Here is a 16,947-nt window from a genome sequence, read left to right on the forward strand (position 1 = left end):
ACCAGGATGAACGGGACCGCCACCAGGAAGATCCACCGCCAGCCGAGCAGCTCGGTGATGGCGCCGGACAGCACGAAGCCCAGGACCGGCCGGCAGCTGACCTGGGTGATCGTCGGCTACACCATCACCGGCGGCGGGCTGCTGATGTTCGGCGGCCGGCTCGGCGACGTGGCCGGCCGGCGCCGCGTCCTGCTGTCCGGCACGGCCCTCTTCGGGGCCGCGTCCCTGCTGGCCGGGCTGGCGCCGGCGTTCCCGCTGCTGGTCGCGGCCAGGCTCCTGCAAGGGGCCGGGGAGGCCCTGGCGCTGCCGGCCGCGATGGCCGTGATCGTGCTGATGTTCCCCGAGGGGCCGCGCCGGACGCGGGCGCTGAGCGTCTGGGCGGCGGTGGCCAGCTGCGGGCTGGTCCTGGGCTTCGTGCTGTCCGGCGCCATCACCGAGCTGCTCGGCTGGCGGTGGATCTTCCTGGTGGCGGTCCCGTTCATCCTGGTCGTGCTCGGCGCGGTGGTCGCGCTGGTCCCGGCCGACCCGCCGGCCGCGCGCACCCCGCTGGACCTGCCCGGGGCGCTGCTGCTGACGGCGGCGCCGCTGCTGCTCGCCTTCGGGGTCGTCCAGGCGGGCGAGGACGGGTCGCCGGCGTGGCTTCCGGCCGCGGCGCTGGCGGGCGCGGCGCTCGCCGCGGCCGGGTTCGTCGCGGTGGAGCGGCGCGCGGCCGACCCGCTGGTCCCGCTGCGGCTCCTGCGCAGCCGGCCGCGGGTCCTGGCCAACCTGGCCACCGCGCTGCTGAGCGCGGCCCTGTCCACCTCGTTCCTGCTGTTCACGTACTACCTGCAGGACCGGCTGGAGCTGAGCCCGCTGCGCGCGGGCCTGACGATGCTGCCCCTGGCCGTGGCGCTCATCGGGGCCTCGGTGCTCGTCCCGCGGCTGCTGGGCCGCTGGGGCGCGCGGGCGTGCGCCCTGGCCGGCATCGGTTTCACGGCGCTGGCCATGGCCGCCATCGCCCTGGCCGCGCACGCGCAGGCCGGTGCCCCGGCGATGATCCCGGCGATGCTGCTCATCGCCGCCGGCATGGGGTTCGGGATCGTCGGCCTCCAGTACGCCGCGGTGTCCGCGGTCACCGAGGCCGACGCGGGCGTCGCGGCGGGCGTCCAGCGCGCCGCCGACCAGCTCGGCGGCTCCGCCGGGGTCACCCTGTACGTCGGCGTCGGCTTCGCGCCCGCCCTGGACGGCCCCGGCCCGTTCCAGGCCAGCAGCCTGCTGGCCCTGGCGGGGCTCGCCGCCGCGGCCGTGGTCGCCTGGCGCGTCGCCGTACCCGCCGTCCCCGAGGAAGGGACCGGTTGACCGAAACCATACGACCGACCGATCGGTCTTTTAGTGTACGGTCGGTGCCATGGAGAGCGACGGGCACGAGGACGGCCGCCTGGAGCGGGGCCGCCGCACGCGTGAGGCGGTCCTGGACTCCGCCGTGGCACTGGCGTCGGTACACGGGCTGGAGGGCCTGACGTTCGGCCGCCTGGCCGAGCATCTGGGCATGAGCAAGTCCGGCCTGTTCGCCCACTGGAAGGACAAGGAACGGCTGCAGCTCGACGCGATCGGCCGGGCCCGCCGCCAGTGGACGGCCCGCGTCATGGAGCCCGCCCTGCGCACCCCGCCGGGCCTGCGCAGGGTGCTCGCGCTCCATGACGCGCGGCTGGCCTTCTACGCGGACGGCACGCTGAGCGGCGGGTGCTTCTTCCTCGCCGCCCAGACCGAGTTCGACGACCGGCCCGGCGCCGTGCGCGCCCGGCTGGCCGAGTCGCTCCGCGACTGGCTCGCGTTCGTCCGCTCCCTCCTCGAGGAGGCGGTCGCCCTCGGCGAGCTGCCCGATCACCTGGACACCGGGCAGCTCGCGTACGAGATCGACGCGCTGGGCGAGTCGGCGGTCGTCCACGCGCGGCTGGTCGGGCCCGAGGTCACCTACCCCCGGGCCCGCCGGGCCGTCCTGGACCGGCTGCGCGCCCTGGCCACCGATCCCGCCGCCCTTCCGGAGGATCCGCCGTGCTGAGAAGTTCCTGGACGCCCGGCCCGGCCGGCACCGGCGGGCCCGTGCTCGTCAGCGTCACAGCGTTCACCTGCGACCATGTCCTGGACCTCCCGCGCATCCACCGGGCGGGCAGGCGGCTGTCCCGGCTGTGGCCGTCCCTGGACGGCGCCGTGGGCCACTGGCTCTGGGCGGAGCCCCTGCGGCGCAGGTGCGGCTCGGTGTCCCTGTGGGAGAGCCGCCAGGCGATGCGGGACTTCGTCCGGCTGCCCGTGCACGTGGAGATCGTGCGCGAGTTCCGGGACCGCGGGACCGTGCGTTCGACCACCTGGACCGCGGACGACCCGGACCTTCCCGGCACATGGCGCCGGGCGACCGAATTCCTCGGCCGCCAGCAGGGCGAATCACGTACCGGATCCTATTCGGCACGCTAAGTTAGCGACCATGTCACGTACCCCCCGCCTCGCCGTCCTCACCGCCGCCTTCTTCGCCGGGCTCGGCGCGCTCACCGCTCCCGCCGACGCCGGAGTCCTCCCCGTCGCCGAGGAGGTGGAGACCCGGGACGACGTGTCCGGCACCGCCGTCCCGGTCACGGCGAACGTCCTGGGCAGCGCCTGCAGCATCCACGTCATGTCGTCCTCGACCGGCGACTGCGGGAGCACCCCGGACGAGATCACCGACCTCCAGTTCTAGCGGAGGTCGCGGCGGAGGATCTTGCCGCCGGCGGTCTCGGGAAGGGCGTCCGGGGACCCGGCGGCGTTGATCATGTCCTTCTTGCGGCCGACGACGTAGAACCAGCCCTCGTGGTCCATGAAGCCGACGTCGCCCGTGTGCAGCTCGCCGCCGGGCAGGGCGTCGCGGTTCCAGTAGCCGGGGACGACCTGTGGCCCGGCGACGACCAGCTCACCGATCGTGCCGGGACGGACCTCGCCGCCCGCGTCGTCCACGACGCGGGCGGTGGTGTCGAAGACGGGGACGCCGATGGACAGCGCGCCGGTCTCCGGGTCGACGGGGGCGCGGCGGCCCAGCGGCACGGCGTGCGTCGGCGAGTTCGTCTCGGTGAGGCCGTAGATGTTGTGGACGTCGACGCCGGTGTCGTTCAGGATCCGCTCGTGGACGGCCGGGGCGATCGGCGCGCCGCCGGAGTACACGGCCCGGAACGAGGCGAAGTCCTCCTTCGCGCCGGCCGCGGTGAGGGCGGTGAACGCGGTGATCGCGCCGACCGTGAACGTGGGCCGGTGCTCGCGGACGGCGTCCAGCGTCACGGCCGGCTCGAAGCGGTGGGCGAGGATCAGCGGGCAGCCGGTGAGGAGCGCCGCGCCGACGTGGCCGATCAGGCCGGTGATGTGGAAGAGGGGCGCGAGGGCGAGGATCCGGTCGGATTCGGTCAGCGCCGCCCACTCGCGGTAGGTCTGGCAGTTGAACGCCATGCCCGCGTGGGTGTTCATGGCGCCCTTGGGTTTCCCGGTCGTCCCCGAGGTGTACGCGAGGACCGCCACGTCGTCGCCGGAGATGTCGGCGGGGCCGGGCTCGCGGCCCCGGTACTCCGCGACGAGGTCCTCCAGGTCCAGGGCGCCCTCGGGAGTGGCGCGTTCCAGGCCGGCGAAGAGCCGGGGGTCGTCGCGGGCCTGGCCGTCCAGCGCCGAGTAGGTGATCGTCGTGGTCACCGACGTGTCCGGGAGGACCTCGCGGGCGACCCCGTACAGGGTGTCCAGGCAGAGCAGGGCGGCCGCGCCGGAGTCGGTGAGCAGGTACGCCAGCTCGCGGGCCCTGCTCATCGGGTCGACCATGACGGCCTTGCCGCCGGCCTTCCAGGCGGCGAGGAGGCCGACCACGAACGCGGGGTCGTTCCGGGTATAGAGCGCGAGGGCGTCCCCGCGGGCGAAACCGCGCTCGGCGAGGGCGGCCGCGAGGGCATCGGAGCGTTCGTCCAGCTGGGCGTACGTCAGCGCGCCGTCGAAGTAGTGCAGCGCCGTCCGCCAGGGGGCCGCGTCGGCGGTGGCGCGGAAGAGGTCCGGCATCGTCCGGTGCTCCTGGACGAGCGACGCGGGCCGTCCGGGGCTGTAGTGCCGGAGCCAGGGGCGGGAGGTCGAGTCGGGCAAGGGGGTCCCCTCGTGAGCGTTCGCCTAGGGTCGTTTCAGGCTCTTTCGCCCTCCAAGCGTAGGTCCAGCAGACAAGGGAGCACGGATGCGGTATCGCAAGCTCGCCGGTACGGGTGTCGAGGTCAGCACGCAGTGCCTGGGCTCGATGATGTTCGGGCGGCTGGGCAATCCCGATCATGAGGAGTGCGCGCGGATCATCAACCGGGCGCTGGACGGCGGGATCAACTTCATCGACACCGCCGACATCTACTCGCGGGGCGAGAGCGAGGAGATCGTCGGGAAGGCCATCAGGGACCGCCGGGACGACGTGGTGCTGGCGACCAAGTTCTTCAACCCGATGCGCGAGGACCGCAACGCCAGGGGCGGGTCGCGGCGCTGGATCGTCCGGGCGGTGGAGGACAGCCTGCGCCGGCTGGGCACCGACCGCATCGACCTGTTCCAGATCCACCGGCACGACTGGGGCACCGATCCGGAGGAGACGCTCGGCGCGCTGACCGATCTCGTACGGCAGGGCAAGGTGCTGTACCTGGGGTCGTCCAGCTACCCGGCCGACTGGATCGTGGAGGCGCAGTGGGCGGCGCGGCGGCGCGGGAGCGAGCGGTTCGTCTGCGAGCAGCCGCAGTACTCGATCTTCGCGCGGTCGATCGAGGAGGCCGTGCTGCCCGCGTGCGCCCGGCACGGGATGGCCGTGATCCCGTGGAGCCCGCTGGCCGGCGGCTGGCTCACCGGCAAGTACCGGCGCGACCAGGGGGCGCCGGGCGGGTCGCGCTACAGCAAGGACGGCGTCTACGCCCGGCGCGGCGGGAGCCTGGAGGAGGACCCGAGCACCCCGGCCCGGTACGACGCCGTGGAGCGGCTGGCCAAGATCGCGGATGAGGCGGGCCTCTCGATGACCGAGCTGGCGCTGGGCTTCGTCGACGCGCACCCGGCGATCACCTCGACGATCATCGGGCCGAAGACGATGGAGCAGCTGGACGGCCTGCTCGCCGCCGCCGACGTCACGCTCGGCACGGCCGCGCTGGACGCGATCGACGAGGTCGTCCCGCCCGGCACCGACCTTCCCGGCATCGACCACATGAGCGGCAACCCGTTCCGCCGCCCGGAGAACCGCCGCCGCTGACGCCGGCTCGTGGCGTGTCCGGCTCTCCCGGAGGCGGCGCGGGGCCGGCACGCCACGAGCCGACGAAGGTGGCGGGGCTATCCTGCGAGGCGGCGAAAGGAGTCCCGCATGCCCGCCACCCGGCACCTGCCCACGCCCGAGGCCGAGGATCTCGTGGCGCTCACCCGCGAGATCGCGGGCAAGGAGCTGGCGCCGCGCGTCGACGACGCCGAGCGCACCGGAACGTTCCCGCGCGAGGTGTTCACCACGCTCGGCCGGGCCGGGCTGCTGTCGCTGCCGTACCCGGAGGAGTACGGCGGCGGCGCCCAGCCGTACGAGGTCTACCTCCAGGCCCTGGAGGAGATCGGCGCGGCATGGGCGAGCGTCGGCGTGGGCGTCAGCGTGCACGCGCTGTCCTGCTTCCCGCTGTTCCGGTACGGCACGGACGAGCAGCGCGCCGCGTGGCTGCCGGACATGCTGTCGGGCGAGCGGCTCGGCGCGTACTGCCTGTCGGAGGCGCACGCGGGCTCCGACCCGGCGGCGATGCGCGCCAGGGCGGTGAAGGACGGCGACTCCTACGTCCTGAACGGCGCCAAGGCGTGGACGACGCACGGCGGCAAGGCCGACTTCTACACGGTCATGGCGCGCACGTCCGACGACGGCGCCCGCGGCATCTCCTGCTTCCACGTCCCCGCCGGGACGCCCGGGCTGGAGTTCGACAGGCCCGAGGACAAGATGGGCCTGATGGGCTCGACGACCGCGACCGTCCGGCTGGAGGACGCGCGGATCCCGGCCGGGAACCTGATCGGCCAGGAGGGCCAGGGCCTGTCGATCGCGCTGGCCGGGCTGGACGCCGGCCGGCTGGGCATCGCGGCGGTCGCGACCGGCCTGGCCCAGCGGGCGCTGGACACGGCGGTGGCGTACGCGAAGGAGCGCGAGGCGTTCGGCAAGGCGATCATCGACCATCAGGGGCTGGCGTTCGTGCTGGCCGACATGGCCGCGGCGGTGGAGTCGGCCCGCGCGACGTACCTGGCCGCCGCCCGGCTCAAGGACGCGGGCCGCCCGTACGGCCGGGAGGCGTCCATCGCCAAGCTGGTCGCGACCGACAACGCCATGAAGGTCACCACGGACGGCGTCCAGGTGCTCGGCGGCGCCGGCTACACCCGCGACTTCCCCGCCGAGCGGTACATGCGCGAGGCCAAGGTCATGCAGATCTTCGAGGGCACCAACCAGATCCAGCGGCTGGTGATCTCCCGTCACCTGTCCCGCTGAGGGGCGGGCGGGGAGCGCCGCCGGGCCCGTGGGTTCGGCCGGGCCCGGCGGCTCGGGATCCCCCGCACGGGCAGGAAAGGGGATCCCGGTCCAGGGGGGCGGGTCAGCGCGCGTTCCGCTGCTGGCAGGCGACGCAGAACCGGGCGTGCGGGAGGATCTCCAGCCGGCCCGGCGGGATGTCCTTCGCGCAGCGCTCGCAGCGCCCGTAGGTGCCGTCCGCGACGCGCTGGAGGGCGCCGTCGATCTCTTTCAGGATCTCCCGCAGGTTGTCCATGCGGGTGTGGGCGGACTCCTCGACCTCGGCCGGCGGCAGGTGCTCCACCGACCGCTCCAGGTCGGCCAGCTGCTCGGCGCGGGTCCCCCGGTCCTCCCGCAGGCGCCGCAGCGCCTCCTGGGCGGCCTCGTTCGGAACTGCGTGCTCGGCTTCGGCGGTCATTCGACACACCCCTTTCTCGGGCATGACTAAAAGAGCCCCGGCCCCCCAGGGCGTAGGGGCCGGGGCCGTCGCGCCGCTCGCCGTCCCCCGCGAGGCGGGGACGTCGCTTGCGGATCGGCGCGAAGGGAGAGCCGTCCGGATGGACGGCTCCCAACCTCAACCATCGGCCATGGCGCCGGATCCCACCATCGGTGGCGACACCCATTTCCCGTGGGGGGAGCCATGTAGGACGCCTGGTCAGGGTGTCGCGTCGCCTACGGTGAAGCCGCGGGGGCGCGGACGGACCGGCCCCGCGGAGGTGCGGGGGACCGTAGGGAACCGCGGGGAACCGCGGGGAACCGCGGGGAACCGCGGGGGACGAGGAGCGCGGCGGGGCGATGAGACTGTTCTGGCGGGTGTTCTGGCTGAACGCCCTGATGGGCGTGGTGGCCACCGTCCTGCTGATGATCGGCCCGTGGACGGTGTCGGCGCCGGTGCGGCTGACCGAGGCGGTGGTGCTGGTCGCCGGGACGACCACGATGCTGGCGGCGAACGCGGCGCTGCTGCGCTGGGGGCTGGCGCCGCTGGACCGGCTGACCCAGCTGATGGGCACGATCGACCTGCTGCGGCCCGGCCAGCGGCTGCCGGTGACCGGCAGCGGCGAGATCGCCGCGCTGATCGCCACGTTCAACCAGATGCTGGCGCGGCTGGAGGCCGAGCGCGGCCTCAGCAACGCCCGCGCGCTGTCGGCGCAGGAGGACGAGCGCCGCCGCATCGCGCAGGAGCTGCACGACGAGATCGGGCAGAGCCTCACCGCGGTGCTGCTGGACATCAAGCGGCTGACCGACCGGGCGCCTGAGTCGCTGCGCGCGGACCTGCGCCAGGTCCAGGAGGTCACCCGGGACAGCCTGGACGAGGTCCGCACGATCGCGCACCGGCTGCGCCCCGGAGTGCTGGAGGATCTCGGGCTGATGAGCGCGCTGGCGTCGCTGACCAACCAGTTCGAGGGGCTCGCCGTCCGCCGCGAGCTCGATCCCGGCCTTCCGCCGCTGAGCCCGCAGGCCGAGCTGGTGATCTACCGCATCGCCCAGGAGAGCCTGACGAACGTCGCGCGGCACTCCGGCGCCACCGAGGCCGTGCTGGAGCTGTCCGTGGACCCGGACCCCGGCGGCGCGGCCGGCGGCGGCGTGACGCTGCGCGTACGCGACAACGGGCGGGGTACGGGCGGCGAGCACGAGGGCGCCGGAATCCGGGGCATGCGCGAGCGGGCGCTGCTGATCGGCGCCGGCCTCACGATCCGTTCCGAGCCGGGGCAGGGCACCGAGGTCACCCTGCGCGTCCGGACGACAGAGCAGGGAGACGCATGACCGAGCCGATCCGGATCCTGCTGGCCGACGACCACGCGCTGGTACGGCGCGGCGTCCGGCTGATCCTCGACAGCGAGCCCGACCTCCGGGTGGTGGCGGAGGCCGGGGACGGCGCGGAGGCGGTGGAGCTGGCCCGCGAGTTCCGTCCCGACCTGGCGGTGCTGGACGTCGCCATGCCGCGGCTGACGGGCCTCCAGGCCGCCCGGGAGCTGGCCAGGACGCTCCCGGAGCTGCGCATCCTGATCCTGACGATGCACGACAACGAGCAGTACTTCTTCGAGGCGCTCAAGGCGGGCGCGGCCGGGTACGTGCTCAAGTCGCTCGCCGACCGGGACCTGATCGACGCGTGCCGGGCGGCGATGCGCGGCGAGCCGTTCCTGTACCCGGGGGCGGTGACCGCGCTGATCCGCTCGTACCTGGACCAGGCCAGGCAGGGCGGCGCGCCGGAGACGGTGCTGACGCCGCGCGAGGAGGAGGTGCTCAAGCTGGTCGCCGAGGGGCACACCTCGCGGGAGATCGGCGACACGCTCTTCATCAGCGTCAAGACGGTGGAGCGGCACCGCGCGAACATCCTGACCAAGCTCGGCCTGAAGGACCGGCTCGAACTGACCCGCTACGCCATCCGCACCGGCCTGATCGAGCCCTGAGCACCGGACGGGGCGAGCGGGTCAGGCCCGCAGGCGGGAGATCTCGTACAGCGCGATCCCGGCGGCCACCCCGGCGTTGAGGGACTCGGCCTTCCCCGGCATCGGGATCGTGACGAGCATGTCGCAGGTGTCGGCGACCAGCCGCCCGAGCCCCTTGCCCTCCGAGCCCACGACCAGCACGAACGGCCCGGACGCGACCTCCAGATCGCCGACCGTGACACCGCCGCGCGCGTCGAGTCCGGCGACGAAGCAGCCGGCCTTCTGGTACGCCTTGAGCTGCCGGACGAGGTTGGTCGCCTGGGCCACCGGCAGCGACGCCAGCGTCCCGGCCGACGCCTTCCAGGCCCCGGCGGTCACCCCGGCGGCGCGCCGCTCCGGCACCACGACGCCGCTCGCGCCGAACGCGGCGGCCGACCGCACGATCGCGCCGAGGTTGCGCGGGTCGGTGATCCCGTCCACGGCGACGATCAGTGGCGACGTACCCTTGAGAAGATCGTCGGGGTGGGCGTAGCGGTACGGGCGGACCTGGAGCGCGATGCCCTGGTGGACGGCGCCGTCGGTGAGCCGGTCGAGCTCGTTCTTGCCGGTCTCCAGCAGCGGGACGTTGCGGTCGGCGGCGAGCTGGATGGACTCGCGGACGCGCTCGTCGGTGCCGGACGTCACGTACAGCGCGGTGCCCGGGACGCCGGCCCGCAGCGCCTCGACGACCGGGTTGCGGCCGGTGACCAGCTCGGGCGTCTCGCCGGTGGCGCGGCGCGCGCCCGCCGGGCGGCTCTGCCGCGCCGGCTCGCCGGGCTGCTTGGGCCGGCCACCGGGACCCAGGGTCGGGGTCCCGGTCCGCTTGGCGCTCTTGACGGCGCGGGCGCGCTGCCGCTTGCCGTGCCAGTGGCGGTCCTCGGCTTTGGGAGTGGGACCCTTCCCCTTACGCTTGGGCATCCTCCGATTTTAGGCGCCGCGCGGGAGTGGAACGCCCCTCACGCACCGCCGGCCGGTGGATCGAGCCGCTCGGCGAGCCGGTCGATCGACCGCTCGATGCGGTCCAGCCGCTCCTCGATCGCCTCCAGCCGACCCGCGAAGGCGTCCAGCCGGGGCCCGATGTCGCGGGTCCGGCCCGGCAGCGGCGTCTGCCGCGCCTCCACCGGCAGCGCCGGGCCCTGCCCGCCGAGCGCGCCCACCACCGCCCGCGCCAGCTCGTCCAGGTCCGCGCCGAGATCCCGCAGGACCCGGGCCGCGAGCCCCTTGCCCTCGCGCAGCAGGCCCAGCATGAGGTGACCGGCGTCGATGCCCTCGTGGCCGAGGCGCTGCGCCTCGCGCAGGCCCAGCTCCAGCACCACCTTGGCGCGCGGCGTGAACGGCACGCGCTCGCTCTCACCACCGCCCGCGCCCTCCCCGACGACCTCCTCGATCTTGGCGCGGACGGCGGCGAGATCGATGCCCAGCGGCGCCAGCGCCGCGGTGACCTCGCCCGCCTCCTGGCCGCCGTCCTCGCGGATCAGGCCGAGCAGCAGATGCTCGGTCCCGATGTAGTCGTGGCCCAGCAGCCGCGACTCCTCCTGCGCGAGGACGACGGCGTGCCGGGCGCGGTCGGTGAACCGTTCGAACATCGCGTGATCACCTCACGGAGGTCGGGGTCAGCCGCGCTTGAGCTCCCAGCGCGGGCCGTGCGGGGTGTCCTCGACCAGGATCCCGGCCTCGGCCAGCCCGTCGCGGATCGCGTCGGCGGCGGCGTAGTCCTTGCGGGCGCGGGCGGCCTGCCGCTGCTCCAGCGCCACCGCGACGAGCGCGTCCACGACCGGGCGCAGGTCGTCCTCGCCGGCCCGCGACCACTGCTCCGAAAGCGGGTCCAGGCCGAGCGCGCCGGTCATCGCCCGGACGGACGCCAGCCGCTCGCGCACGGCGTCGTGGTCGCCGGACGCCAGGGCGTTGTTGCCCTCCCGCACGGCCTCGTGCAGGACGGCGAGGGCCTGCGGGACGCCCAGGTCGTCGTCCATCGCCGCGGTGAACGCCTCCGGCGGCTCCGCGGCCTCGGCGCCCGCCCCGACGACCTCGGCGGCGCGGGTCGCGAAGCCCTCGATCCGCTGGTACGCCGACACCGCCTCGCCGAGGGCCGCGTCGGTGTAGTCCATCAGCGACCGGTAGTGCGCGGCGGCCAGGTAGTAGCGGACCTCGGCGGGCCGGGCCTTGCCGAGCAGGTCGGGCAGCAGCACGACGTTGCCGACCGACTTGCTCATCTTCTCGCCGTCGACCGTCAGCAGCCCGTTGTGCAGCCAGTAGCGCGCGAAGCCGTCGCCGGCCGCGCGGGACTGGGCGATCTCGTTCTCGTGGTGCGGGAAGATCAGGTCCATCCCGCCGCCGTGGATGTCGAACGTGGCGCCCAGGTACTTGGTCGCCATCGCCGAGCACTCCAGATGCCAGCCGGGGCGCCCCGCGCCCCACGGCGTCTCCCAGGTCGGCTCGCCGGGCTTGGCGCCCTTCCAGAGCGCGAAGTCGAGCGGGTCGCGCTTGCGGGCCTCCGGCGGCTCGCCCTGCGAGCGCATGTTCTCCAGGCGCTGGTTGGACAGCGAGCCGTACTCCTCCGCCCACGACCGGACGTCGAAGTACACGTCGCCGTCGGACGCGTACGCGTGCCCCCGCTCGATCAGCCGCCGCATCAGCACGATCATCTCCGGAACGTGCCCGGTCGCGCGCGGCTCGATCGTCGGCGGCAGGCAGCCGAGCAGGTCGTACCCGGAGGTGAAGACCCGCTGGTTGCCCTCCGCCACCGCGAACCACGGCACGCCGCGCTCCCGCGCCACCGCGAGGATCTTGTCGTCGATGTCGGTCACGTTGCGGGCGAAGGTCACCTCGTACCCGGACCGGCGCAGCCAGCGCAGCAGCACGTCGTAGATGACGCCCGAGCGGAGGTGGCCGATGTGGGGCGCGGCCTGCGGCGTCGCACCGCACACGTACATCCCCACGCGGCCCTCTTCCAGGGGCTCGAACGTGCGGATCGTACGGGTACCGGTGTCGTAAAGGCGCAGGCTCACGGGATCAGGTTATTGGATGCGCCCCCGCAGGGGGGCGCCATTGCCGCCCGCGAGATTCCGGCACAGCGTCACGAGCGCGACCGCGTTGGGCACCTGGGACGCGATCGCGGTGAGCGTCCGGACGCCGTCGCGCGTCCGGACGGTGACCATCCCGTTGTCGATGTCGACCTCGTCCACGGCGGGCCACGGGACCAGCTCGTCCTCCCGGCGGACGCCGTCCGGCCCCACCTCGAACGGGCCGATCCGCACCGGTTCCCCCGCCTCGACGCGTTCCAGGTAGCCGTGGAGGACCCGCTGGACGACCTCCGCCGTGACGGTCTCGCCGAGCTCCCGCACGTCCGCCAGCTCGTCGCCGAGCACGATCCGGCCGCCGTCCGCGGCCGTGACCGCGAACCGGTAGACGGTGCGGTCGCGCCCGGCGTGCCGGACGCCCGAGGCGGTCACCGACACCAGCTCGTCCCAGCGGTGCGCGGCCCCGCGCCCGCCGCCCTCGTCGAGTACGAGCCCGCCCGTGAACAGGTAGGCGGCCCGGCACCCGCCGCCGCGCCGCCGCGCGAGCAGGCCCGCGGCGGCGCGCCGGAGGCCGCCGCGCGACTCGAACGCCCGTACCGGCTCGCCGAGCTTGCGGTCGGACGCCCGTTCCAGGATCGAAGGGGGAAACGAAGGGAGGAAGGACATGGAACTACGACGACCCGCCTCTTTGGTAGACGAAATTCGTATGACGCTAGCGCGTTTCGCGGCCCGCACGCGGCCGGTTCGGGCGCCGGATCGCGACCCGATCCGGCGCCACCCCGCGAAGGTAGAGGAAACCGACCTTCCGGCTGGCTAATCTCCCCCGTGGAACCCCCGTCGCCCCCTTCCGCGCCCCCGGAGCACGCATGCCTGCCGAGTCCCCCGCCCCGCGCGCCAAGCGCCTGTCCCGCACCCTTCCGGCGGTGGCCGCCGGGCTGGCGGTGATCGTTCTGGCGGGCGCGGCGTTCGCGCTGACGTTCGACGTGCTGCGCGACTTCGCGGTGGCGGGCCGGGCGAGCGAGCGCTGGGCGCCCGCGTACCCGGTCATGGCGGACGCGCTCGTGGTCATCACGGTGCTGTCGCTGGTCGTCGCCCGCCGCGCCCGCTGGTGGTCCCGCTGGCTGCGCGGCGCGCTGCTGCTGGCGCTGGTCGCCGGGACGGCCGCGATCTCCGTCCAGCACGCGCTGTGGGGCTTCGGGTCGCTGCCGCGCGATCCGGTCCGGGCCGGGGTCGCGGTGGCGCCGCACGTCATGCTGATCGTCGCGGTCTGGCTCTGGCTGCGCATGTTCGCCCACCTCCGCCGGCCCCGTACCGCGCCGGCCGCTCCCGCCGCCGCGGCCCAGGAGCCCGCCGCGCCCGCCCCCGCCGAGCGGGCCGCGGCCGATCCCGAGGCCGGCGGAACGGTCACCGTGATCCCGGCCGCCCAGGGCAGGCCCGGGCCGCCGCCCCTCGCGCTGGGCGCCTCGGACGTCGAGGTGGCGCGCGCGGCGAGGACGACCCGGCCGGACATGGTCATGCCGCCCGTGCCCGAGGCGCGCGAGGCGCCGGACGACGACGCGGAGGACCTGGCCGCCGACCGGGCCGAGGACCCCGACGCGGGCGACACGCTGGACACCGATCCCGAAGGCATCGACACCTCGGACGACCTGCCGATCTGGGACTGGGACAAGGACCCGGACCCGCCGTCCGGCTCGCTGCGCAGCTCGCCCACGCCGCCGGCGGACTGACCGGGGTGAATGGGCGTCAGAGAGAGTGAACCGGTGTCAGAGAGTGGGGACCACGAGCGCGTTGGCGATGGCGGCCAGGCCCTCGCCGCGGCCGGTGAGGCCCAGCCCGTCGGTGGTGGTGGCGGAGACGCTGACGGCGGCGCCGCCGAGGGCCTCGCTCAGGACCTTCTCGGCCTCGGCCCGGCGCTTTCCGATCTTGGGCCGGTTGCCGATCACCTGGATCGCCACGTTGCCGATGGCGTGGCCGGACTCGGCGACCAGCCGGGCCGTCTCGGCGAGCAGGACGGTGCCGGCCGCGCCGGACCAGCGCGGGTCGGCCGTGCCGAAGACCGCGCCCAGATCGCCCAGGCCGCACGCCGACAGGAGGGCGTCGCAGGCCGCGTGGGCGGCGACGTCGCCGTCGGAGTGGCCGGCCAGCCCCGGTCCCTCATCGGGCCAGTGCAGGCCGGCGACCCACAGCGGACGATCCTCGCCACCGAACGGGTGGACGTCGGTTCCGACGCCCACCCGCGGAAGCCGCTCGGTCAATTCGGCCCGGTCAGCCGGTCAGGATCTCGTCGAGGAGGGCCTCGGCCTTGTCCTCGTTGGTCTTCTCCGCCAGCGCGAGCTCGCTGACGAGGATCTGGCGCGCCTTGGCCAGCATCCGCTTCTCGCCGGCGGACAGGCCGCGCTCCTTGTCGCGCCGCCACAGGTCGCGCACGACCTCGGCGACCTTGTTCACGTCGCCGGAGGCGAGCTTCTCGAGGTTCGCCTTGTAGCGCCGCGACCAGTTGGTCGGCTCTTCGGTGTAAGGTGCGCGCAGCACCTCGAACACCTTCTCCAAGCCTTCCTGGCCGACGACGTCGCGAACGCCCACGTCCTCGACGTTCTCCACTGGAACCTGCACCGTCAGGTCGCCCTTGTCGACCTTCAGGACCAGGTAGGTCCGTTCCTCACCCTTGATGGTGCGAGTCTCGATGGCCTCGATCCGAGCAGCCCCGTGGTGGGGGTAGACGACGGTGTCGCCGACCTGGAAAGTCATGTGACAAGTACCCCTTCCGCTACTACCAGGGTACCACGCGCCCGGCGGTGACCGCACCGGCCTTAAAGACATTTCCGCAGGTCAACCCCCTAATTGGGGTCTTGACAAAGCCAATGAACGGTGCATTCCGGACTTGTTCGAGGGTCCGCGAGCGCTCTTCGAGACCTTGCGCGGACCCCCTTCCAGAGCGGCCGAAGCGGCTCATACTGGAAGGTGAGCAAGCCGGGCCGCGCGGGTACGAAGCGCCCGGAAGGGGATGAACGGGAGCCCCTGGGAGCGGAAGGGGAAACGGCACGGAGCCGGAGGGAGGTGCGGCGTGAGGCCGGACGGCGGCGACCCCGAGCCCGACGACTACGGGCTGCCCCGGGTCGACGTCGTGGTGCCCGACGACGCGCGCGAACTCGACCGCGACGTCCTCGCCTACCACCGGGAGGAGCGGCGCCGCCGGCGCCGCGAGCGCACCCGCCGCGTCCTGCGCCCGTTCGGCCGTTACGGGGTGGCCGTCCCCATCATCGCGGGCGCGCTGCTCGTCGCCCTGGTCAGCGGCGCCCTGATGACCGTGTTCGGGCCGCGGCCCGCGCCCCGTCCCACCGCCGCCCTGCTCGCCCCGCACCCCTCGGCCGGCCCCGGCCGCGTCGGCGGCTACCTCCCGGACGGCACCGTCGTCCGGCTCGGCAAGGAGCGCACGACGATGCCGCTGCGCGAGATGCGCCCCGCCGTGATCGGCATCGTGCCGGCCGGCTGCCGCTGCGAGGCCGTCGTGGACGATCTGGCGGGCGACGCCAAGGCGAACCAGCTGAACTTCTGGCTGGCCGCCGACCGCCGCGGCGCCTCCCCCGCCCCCGCCGAGGACGCGCTGCGCGACCTGAGGACGCTGGCCGGCACGGTGCACGCCGGCACGCCGCTGGTCGTCGACGACGCCAAGGGCGTCCTCGCGAGCACGTACGGCACCGGCGCGCTGACCGCGGTCCTCGTCCAGCCGGACGGGGTGGTGGCGCACGTGGTGTCCGAGCCGCGGCCGGGCCGCGAGCTGACCGACAAGATCAGGTCGCTGCGTTAGGGCGGCCGGGAAACCGGCGGCGCGCCACACCGATCCCACCCCCGGGGCGGGGTCATCGGTCGGGCATCGCTAGGCTTCCCCTGGCGTATCTCGCCAACCTGACAGCCATCACAGCCCTTTCGCGAGGAGATCGACGCCGTGATCCGAAACAGCCGTCGAGTGGTCGCACTCGCCATCGCGGGTGCAGTCGCCATCGCGCCGGTGATCTCCGGCTGCGGCGCCGGCGCCAACCCTCAGACCGCCGCGCCCACCCAGCTGACCGAAGGCGTGAACGCCTCGGTCCCCAAGGGCGCCGCGACTTCGCAGGTCGACATCCGCAACATGTTCCTGCTGGGCCCGCAACCGGACAAGATGCTGCCCGCGGGCGCGTCCGTCCCGCTGTACGCCACGCTCATCAACCAGGTGAAGGGGCGGGCGGACCGCCTCGTGAGCGTGAGCTCCGCGGACTTCGCCCAGGCGAAGATCACCGGGAGCGCCATCGCGCTGCCGGCCGCCCAGCCGACCGGTGAGGGCAGCCCGGTCACGCTGACCGGCCAGGCCGCCGCGGCCACGCCGAGCCCGTCCGCCGGCGCCACCAAGACCAAGAAGCCGGAGACCGGCGAGTCCGGGCGGCCCGGCGCGACCGAGTCGGGACGGCCCGGGTCCACCGGGTCCCCGAGCCCCGGCACCACCGAGTCCGGGCAGCCGACCGGTGAGACCTCGCCGCCGGCGAGCGAGTCCCCGACCGCGACCCCGCCGCCCGGCGCCGCCACCACGCGCCCCACCGCGGCCACCGACGCCGACCCCGAGGGCAACGCCCCCACGGTCGTGCTGACCGGCCTCAAGCGCCAGCTGCTCGGCGGCGAGACGCTCCGCGTCCGGCTCCAGTTCGAGAAGGCCGGCTCGATCGAGCTCTCGGTCCCGGTCGTCCCGCAGCAGAACGAGTACTCCGAGTACGTCGCGGTCACGCAGGGCGTCCCGGCGCCCGGCGCGTCCGCCGCCCCGAGCAGCCCGGCCCCGGCCGAGGGCGGCCACGGCTCGACTCCGGAAGGCGGCCACGGCGGCTCGCAGGCCCCGTCGCAGAGCCCGACGCCGGCCACCTCCACGTCCGAGGCGCCCGCCGCGGGCGGCGGCGGCCACTGATCCTCCGCACCTGAACGGCGACGCGGCCCGTACGGAATCCTCCGTACGGGCCGCGTCCTC

Annotated in this window: 19 protein-coding genes; 11 read left to right on the plus strand and 8 right to left on the minus strand. The window is 74.2% G+C overall.

From position 1 onward, the window contains the following. The 4 genes from ACA361_RS25025 to ACA361_RS25040 form a co-directional block, all read left to right on the plus strand. A partial coding sequence (locus ACA361_RS25025; RefSeq protein WP_375015603.1) for an MFS transporter occupies positions 1–1,338 on the plus strand: 1,338 nt, incomplete at its 5' end. Between the two features lie 49 nt (positions 1,339–1,387). Further along, a complete protein-coding gene (locus ACA361_RS25030; RefSeq protein ID WP_375015605.1) occupies positions 1,388–2,041 on the plus strand; it encodes a TetR family transcriptional regulator C-terminal domain-containing protein in 654 nt (217 codons plus the stop codon). After that, the gene (locus ACA361_RS25035) at positions 2,035–2,451 is read left to right on the plus strand and encodes a hypothetical protein (protein WP_375015607.1); all 417 of its coding nucleotides are present in this window, start codon (positions 2,035–2,037) and stop codon (positions 2,449–2,451) included. The genes ACA361_RS25030 and ACA361_RS25035 overlap by 7 nt, the downstream gene beginning before the upstream one ends. Before the next feature lie 10 nt (positions 2,452–2,461). After that, complete coding sequence (locus ACA361_RS25040) at positions 2,462–2,710, plus strand: hypothetical protein (RefSeq protein WP_375015609.1); 249 nt, start codon at positions 2,462–2,464, stop codon at positions 2,708–2,710. On the opposite strand, the gene ACA361_RS25045 is transcribed toward ACA361_RS25040, so the two are convergent. Further along, entirely contained in the window at positions 2,707–4,119 is a 1,413-nt protein-coding gene (locus tag ACA361_RS25045) for a class I adenylate-forming enzyme family protein (RefSeq protein WP_375015611.1), read from the minus strand. The two genes, ACA361_RS25040 and ACA361_RS25045, sit on opposite strands and share 4 nt — an antisense overlap. 85 nt (positions 4,120–4,204) lie before the next feature. On the opposite strand from ACA361_RS25045, the gene ACA361_RS25050 reads away from it, so the two are divergent. Together ACA361_RS25050 and ACA361_RS25055 are read left to right on the plus strand one after the other, a co-directional pair. Continuing rightward, complete coding sequence (locus ACA361_RS25050) at positions 4,205–5,239, plus strand: aldo/keto reductase (protein WP_375015613.1); 1,035 nt, start codon at positions 4,205–4,207, stop codon at positions 5,237–5,239. A 108-nt stretch (positions 5,240–5,347) separates the two neighbouring features. Further along, positions 5,348–6,490 carry an acyl-CoA dehydrogenase family protein gene (locus ACA361_RS25055; RefSeq protein WP_375015615.1) on the plus strand — a complete coding sequence of 381 codons (1,143 nt, stop codon included), beginning with the start codon at positions 5,348–5,350 and terminating at the stop codon, positions 6,488–6,490. Between the two features lie 103 nt (positions 6,491–6,593). Here ACA361_RS25055 and ACA361_RS25060 read toward each other — a convergent pair whose 3' ends face one another. Beyond that, a complete protein-coding gene (locus ACA361_RS25060; RefSeq protein ID WP_375015616.1) occupies positions 6,594–6,926 on the minus strand; it encodes a TraR/DksA family transcriptional regulator in 333 nt (110 codons plus the stop codon). Positions 6,927–7,303: 377 nt separating this feature from the next. Here ACA361_RS25060 and ACA361_RS25065 point away from each other — a divergent pair, with 377 nt between their 5' ends. Then, positions 7,304–8,272, plus strand: a complete 969-nt coding sequence (locus ACA361_RS25065) for a HAMP domain-containing sensor histidine kinase (RefSeq protein WP_375015618.1) — start codon at positions 7,304–7,306, stop codon at positions 8,270–8,272. Beyond that, positions 8,269–8,919 (plus strand): response regulator, encoded by a 651-nt coding sequence (locus tag ACA361_RS25070; protein ID WP_375015620.1) that lies wholly within the window; start codon positions 8,269–8,271, stop codon positions 8,917–8,919. The genes ACA361_RS25065 and ACA361_RS25070 overlap by 4 nt, the downstream gene beginning before the upstream one ends. A gap of 21 nt (positions 8,920–8,940) precedes the next feature. Here the strand turns inward: ACA361_RS25070 and rlmB are convergent, their stop codons facing one another. Genes rlmB through ACA361_RS25090 form a run of 4 tightly spaced genes read right to left on the minus strand, consistent with a single transcriptional unit; the run spans position 8,941 to position 12,623 of the window. Continuing rightward, entirely contained in the window at positions 8,941–9,855 is a 915-nt protein-coding gene (gene rlmB / locus ACA361_RS25075; protein WP_375015622.1) for a 23S rRNA (guanosine(2251)-2'-O)-methyltransferase RlmB, read from the minus strand. 38 nt (positions 9,856–9,893) lie between these two features. Further along, on the minus strand, positions 9,894–10,523 hold the full coding sequence (locus ACA361_RS25080) for a Clp protease N-terminal domain-containing protein (RefSeq protein ID WP_375015623.1): 630 nt from the start codon (positions 10,521–10,523) through the stop codon (positions 9,894–9,896). A 27-nt stretch (positions 10,524–10,550) separates the two neighbouring features. Further along, positions 10,551–11,945 (minus strand): cysteine--tRNA ligase, encoded by a 1,395-nt coding sequence (gene cysS / locus ACA361_RS25085; protein ID WP_375015625.1) that lies wholly within the window; start codon positions 11,943–11,945, stop codon positions 10,551–10,553. 9 nt (positions 11,946–11,954) lie between these two features. Next, entirely contained in the window at positions 11,955–12,623 is a 669-nt protein-coding gene (locus ACA361_RS25090) for a DUF6585 family protein (RefSeq protein WP_375015627.1), read from the minus strand. A 200-nt stretch (positions 12,624–12,823) separates the two neighbouring features. On the opposite strand from ACA361_RS25090, the gene ACA361_RS25095 reads away from it, so the two are divergent. Continuing rightward, positions 12,824–13,684, plus strand: coding sequence for a hypothetical protein (locus tag ACA361_RS25095; protein WP_375015629.1), 861 nt, complete (start codon positions 12,824–12,826; stop codon positions 13,682–13,684). 36 nt (positions 13,685–13,720) lie between these two features. Here the strand turns inward: ACA361_RS25095 and ispF are convergent, their stop codons facing one another. Both ispF and ACA361_RS25105 read right to left on the minus strand, forming a co-directional pair. Continuing rightward, positions 13,721–14,191, minus strand: a complete 471-nt coding sequence (gene ispF, locus ACA361_RS25100; protein ID WP_375015631.1) for a 2-C-methyl-D-erythritol 2,4-cyclodiphosphate synthase — start codon at positions 14,189–14,191, stop codon at positions 13,721–13,723. A 31-nt stretch (positions 14,192–14,222) separates the two neighbouring features. Next, on the minus strand, positions 14,223–14,705 hold the full coding sequence (locus ACA361_RS25105) for a CarD family transcriptional regulator (RefSeq protein ID WP_366617680.1): 483 nt from the start codon (positions 14,703–14,705) through the stop codon (positions 14,223–14,225). A 316-nt stretch (positions 14,706–15,021) separates the two neighbouring features. Here ACA361_RS25105 and ACA361_RS25110 point away from each other — a divergent pair, with 316 nt between their 5' ends. Both ACA361_RS25110 and ACA361_RS25115 read left to right on the plus strand, forming a co-directional pair. Further along, positions 15,022–15,765, plus strand: coding sequence for a hypothetical protein (locus ACA361_RS25110; protein ID WP_375015633.1), 744 nt, complete (start codon positions 15,022–15,024; stop codon positions 15,763–15,765). Between the two features lie 138 nt (positions 15,766–15,903). Further along, positions 15,904–16,887 carry a hypothetical protein gene (locus tag ACA361_RS25115; protein WP_375015635.1) on the plus strand — a complete coding sequence of 328 codons (984 nt, stop codon included), beginning with the start codon at positions 15,904–15,906 and terminating at the stop codon, positions 16,885–16,887. Positions 16,888–16,947: the final 60 nt, after the last annotated feature.

Source organism: Actinomadura sp. 21ATH (genome assembly GCF_041951345.1).
Classification (GTDB): Bacteria; Actinomycetota; Actinomycetes; order Streptosporangiales; family Streptosporangiaceae; genus Spirillospora.

Excerpts from the sequence above, each read along its gene's own strand:
- ACA361_RS25030 (WP_375015605.1), top strand. The coding sequence starts at position 1,388 with ATGGAGAGCGACGGGCACGAGGACGGCCGCCTGGAGCGGGGCCGCCGC.
- ACA361_RS25040 (WP_375015609.1), top strand. The coding sequence starts at position 2,462 with ATGTCACGTACCCCCCGCCTCGCCGTCCTCACCGCCGCCTTCTTCGCC.
- ACA361_RS25050 (WP_375015613.1), top strand. The coding sequence starts at position 4,205 with ATGCGGTATCGCAAGCTCGCCGGTACGGGTGTCGAGGTCAGCACGCAG.
- ACA361_RS25055 (WP_375015615.1), top strand. The coding sequence starts at position 5,348 with ATGCCCGCCACCCGGCACCTGCCCACGCCCGAGGCCGAGGATCTCGTG.
- ACA361_RS25060 (WP_375015616.1), bottom strand. The coding sequence starts at position 6,926 with ATGACCGCCGAAGCCGAGCACGCAGTTCCGAACGAGGCCGCCCAGGAG.
- ACA361_RS25065 (WP_375015618.1), top strand. The coding sequence starts at position 7,304 with ATGAGACTGTTCTGGCGGGTGTTCTGGCTGAACGCCCTGATGGGCGTG.
- ACA361_RS25070 (WP_375015620.1), top strand. The coding sequence starts at position 8,269 with ATGACCGAGCCGATCCGGATCCTGCTGGCCGACGACCACGCGCTGGTA.
- rlmB (WP_375015622.1), bottom strand. The coding sequence starts at position 9,855 with ATGCCCAAGCGTAAGGGGAAGGGTCCCACTCCCAAAGCCGAGGACCGC.
- ACA361_RS25080 (WP_375015623.1), bottom strand. The coding sequence starts at position 10,523 with ATGTTCGAACGGTTCACCGACCGCGCCCGGCACGCCGTCGTCCTCGCG.
- ACA361_RS25090 (WP_375015627.1), bottom strand. The coding sequence starts at position 12,623 with ATGTCCTTCCTCCCTTCGTTTCCCCCTTCGATCCTGGAACGGGCGTCC.
- ACA361_RS25095 (WP_375015629.1), top strand. The coding sequence starts at position 12,824 with ATGCCTGCCGAGTCCCCCGCCCCGCGCGCCAAGCGCCTGTCCCGCACC.
- ACA361_RS25105 (WP_366617680.1), bottom strand. The coding sequence starts at position 14,705 with ATGACTTTCCAGGTCGGCGACACCGTCGTCTACCCCCACCACGGGGCT.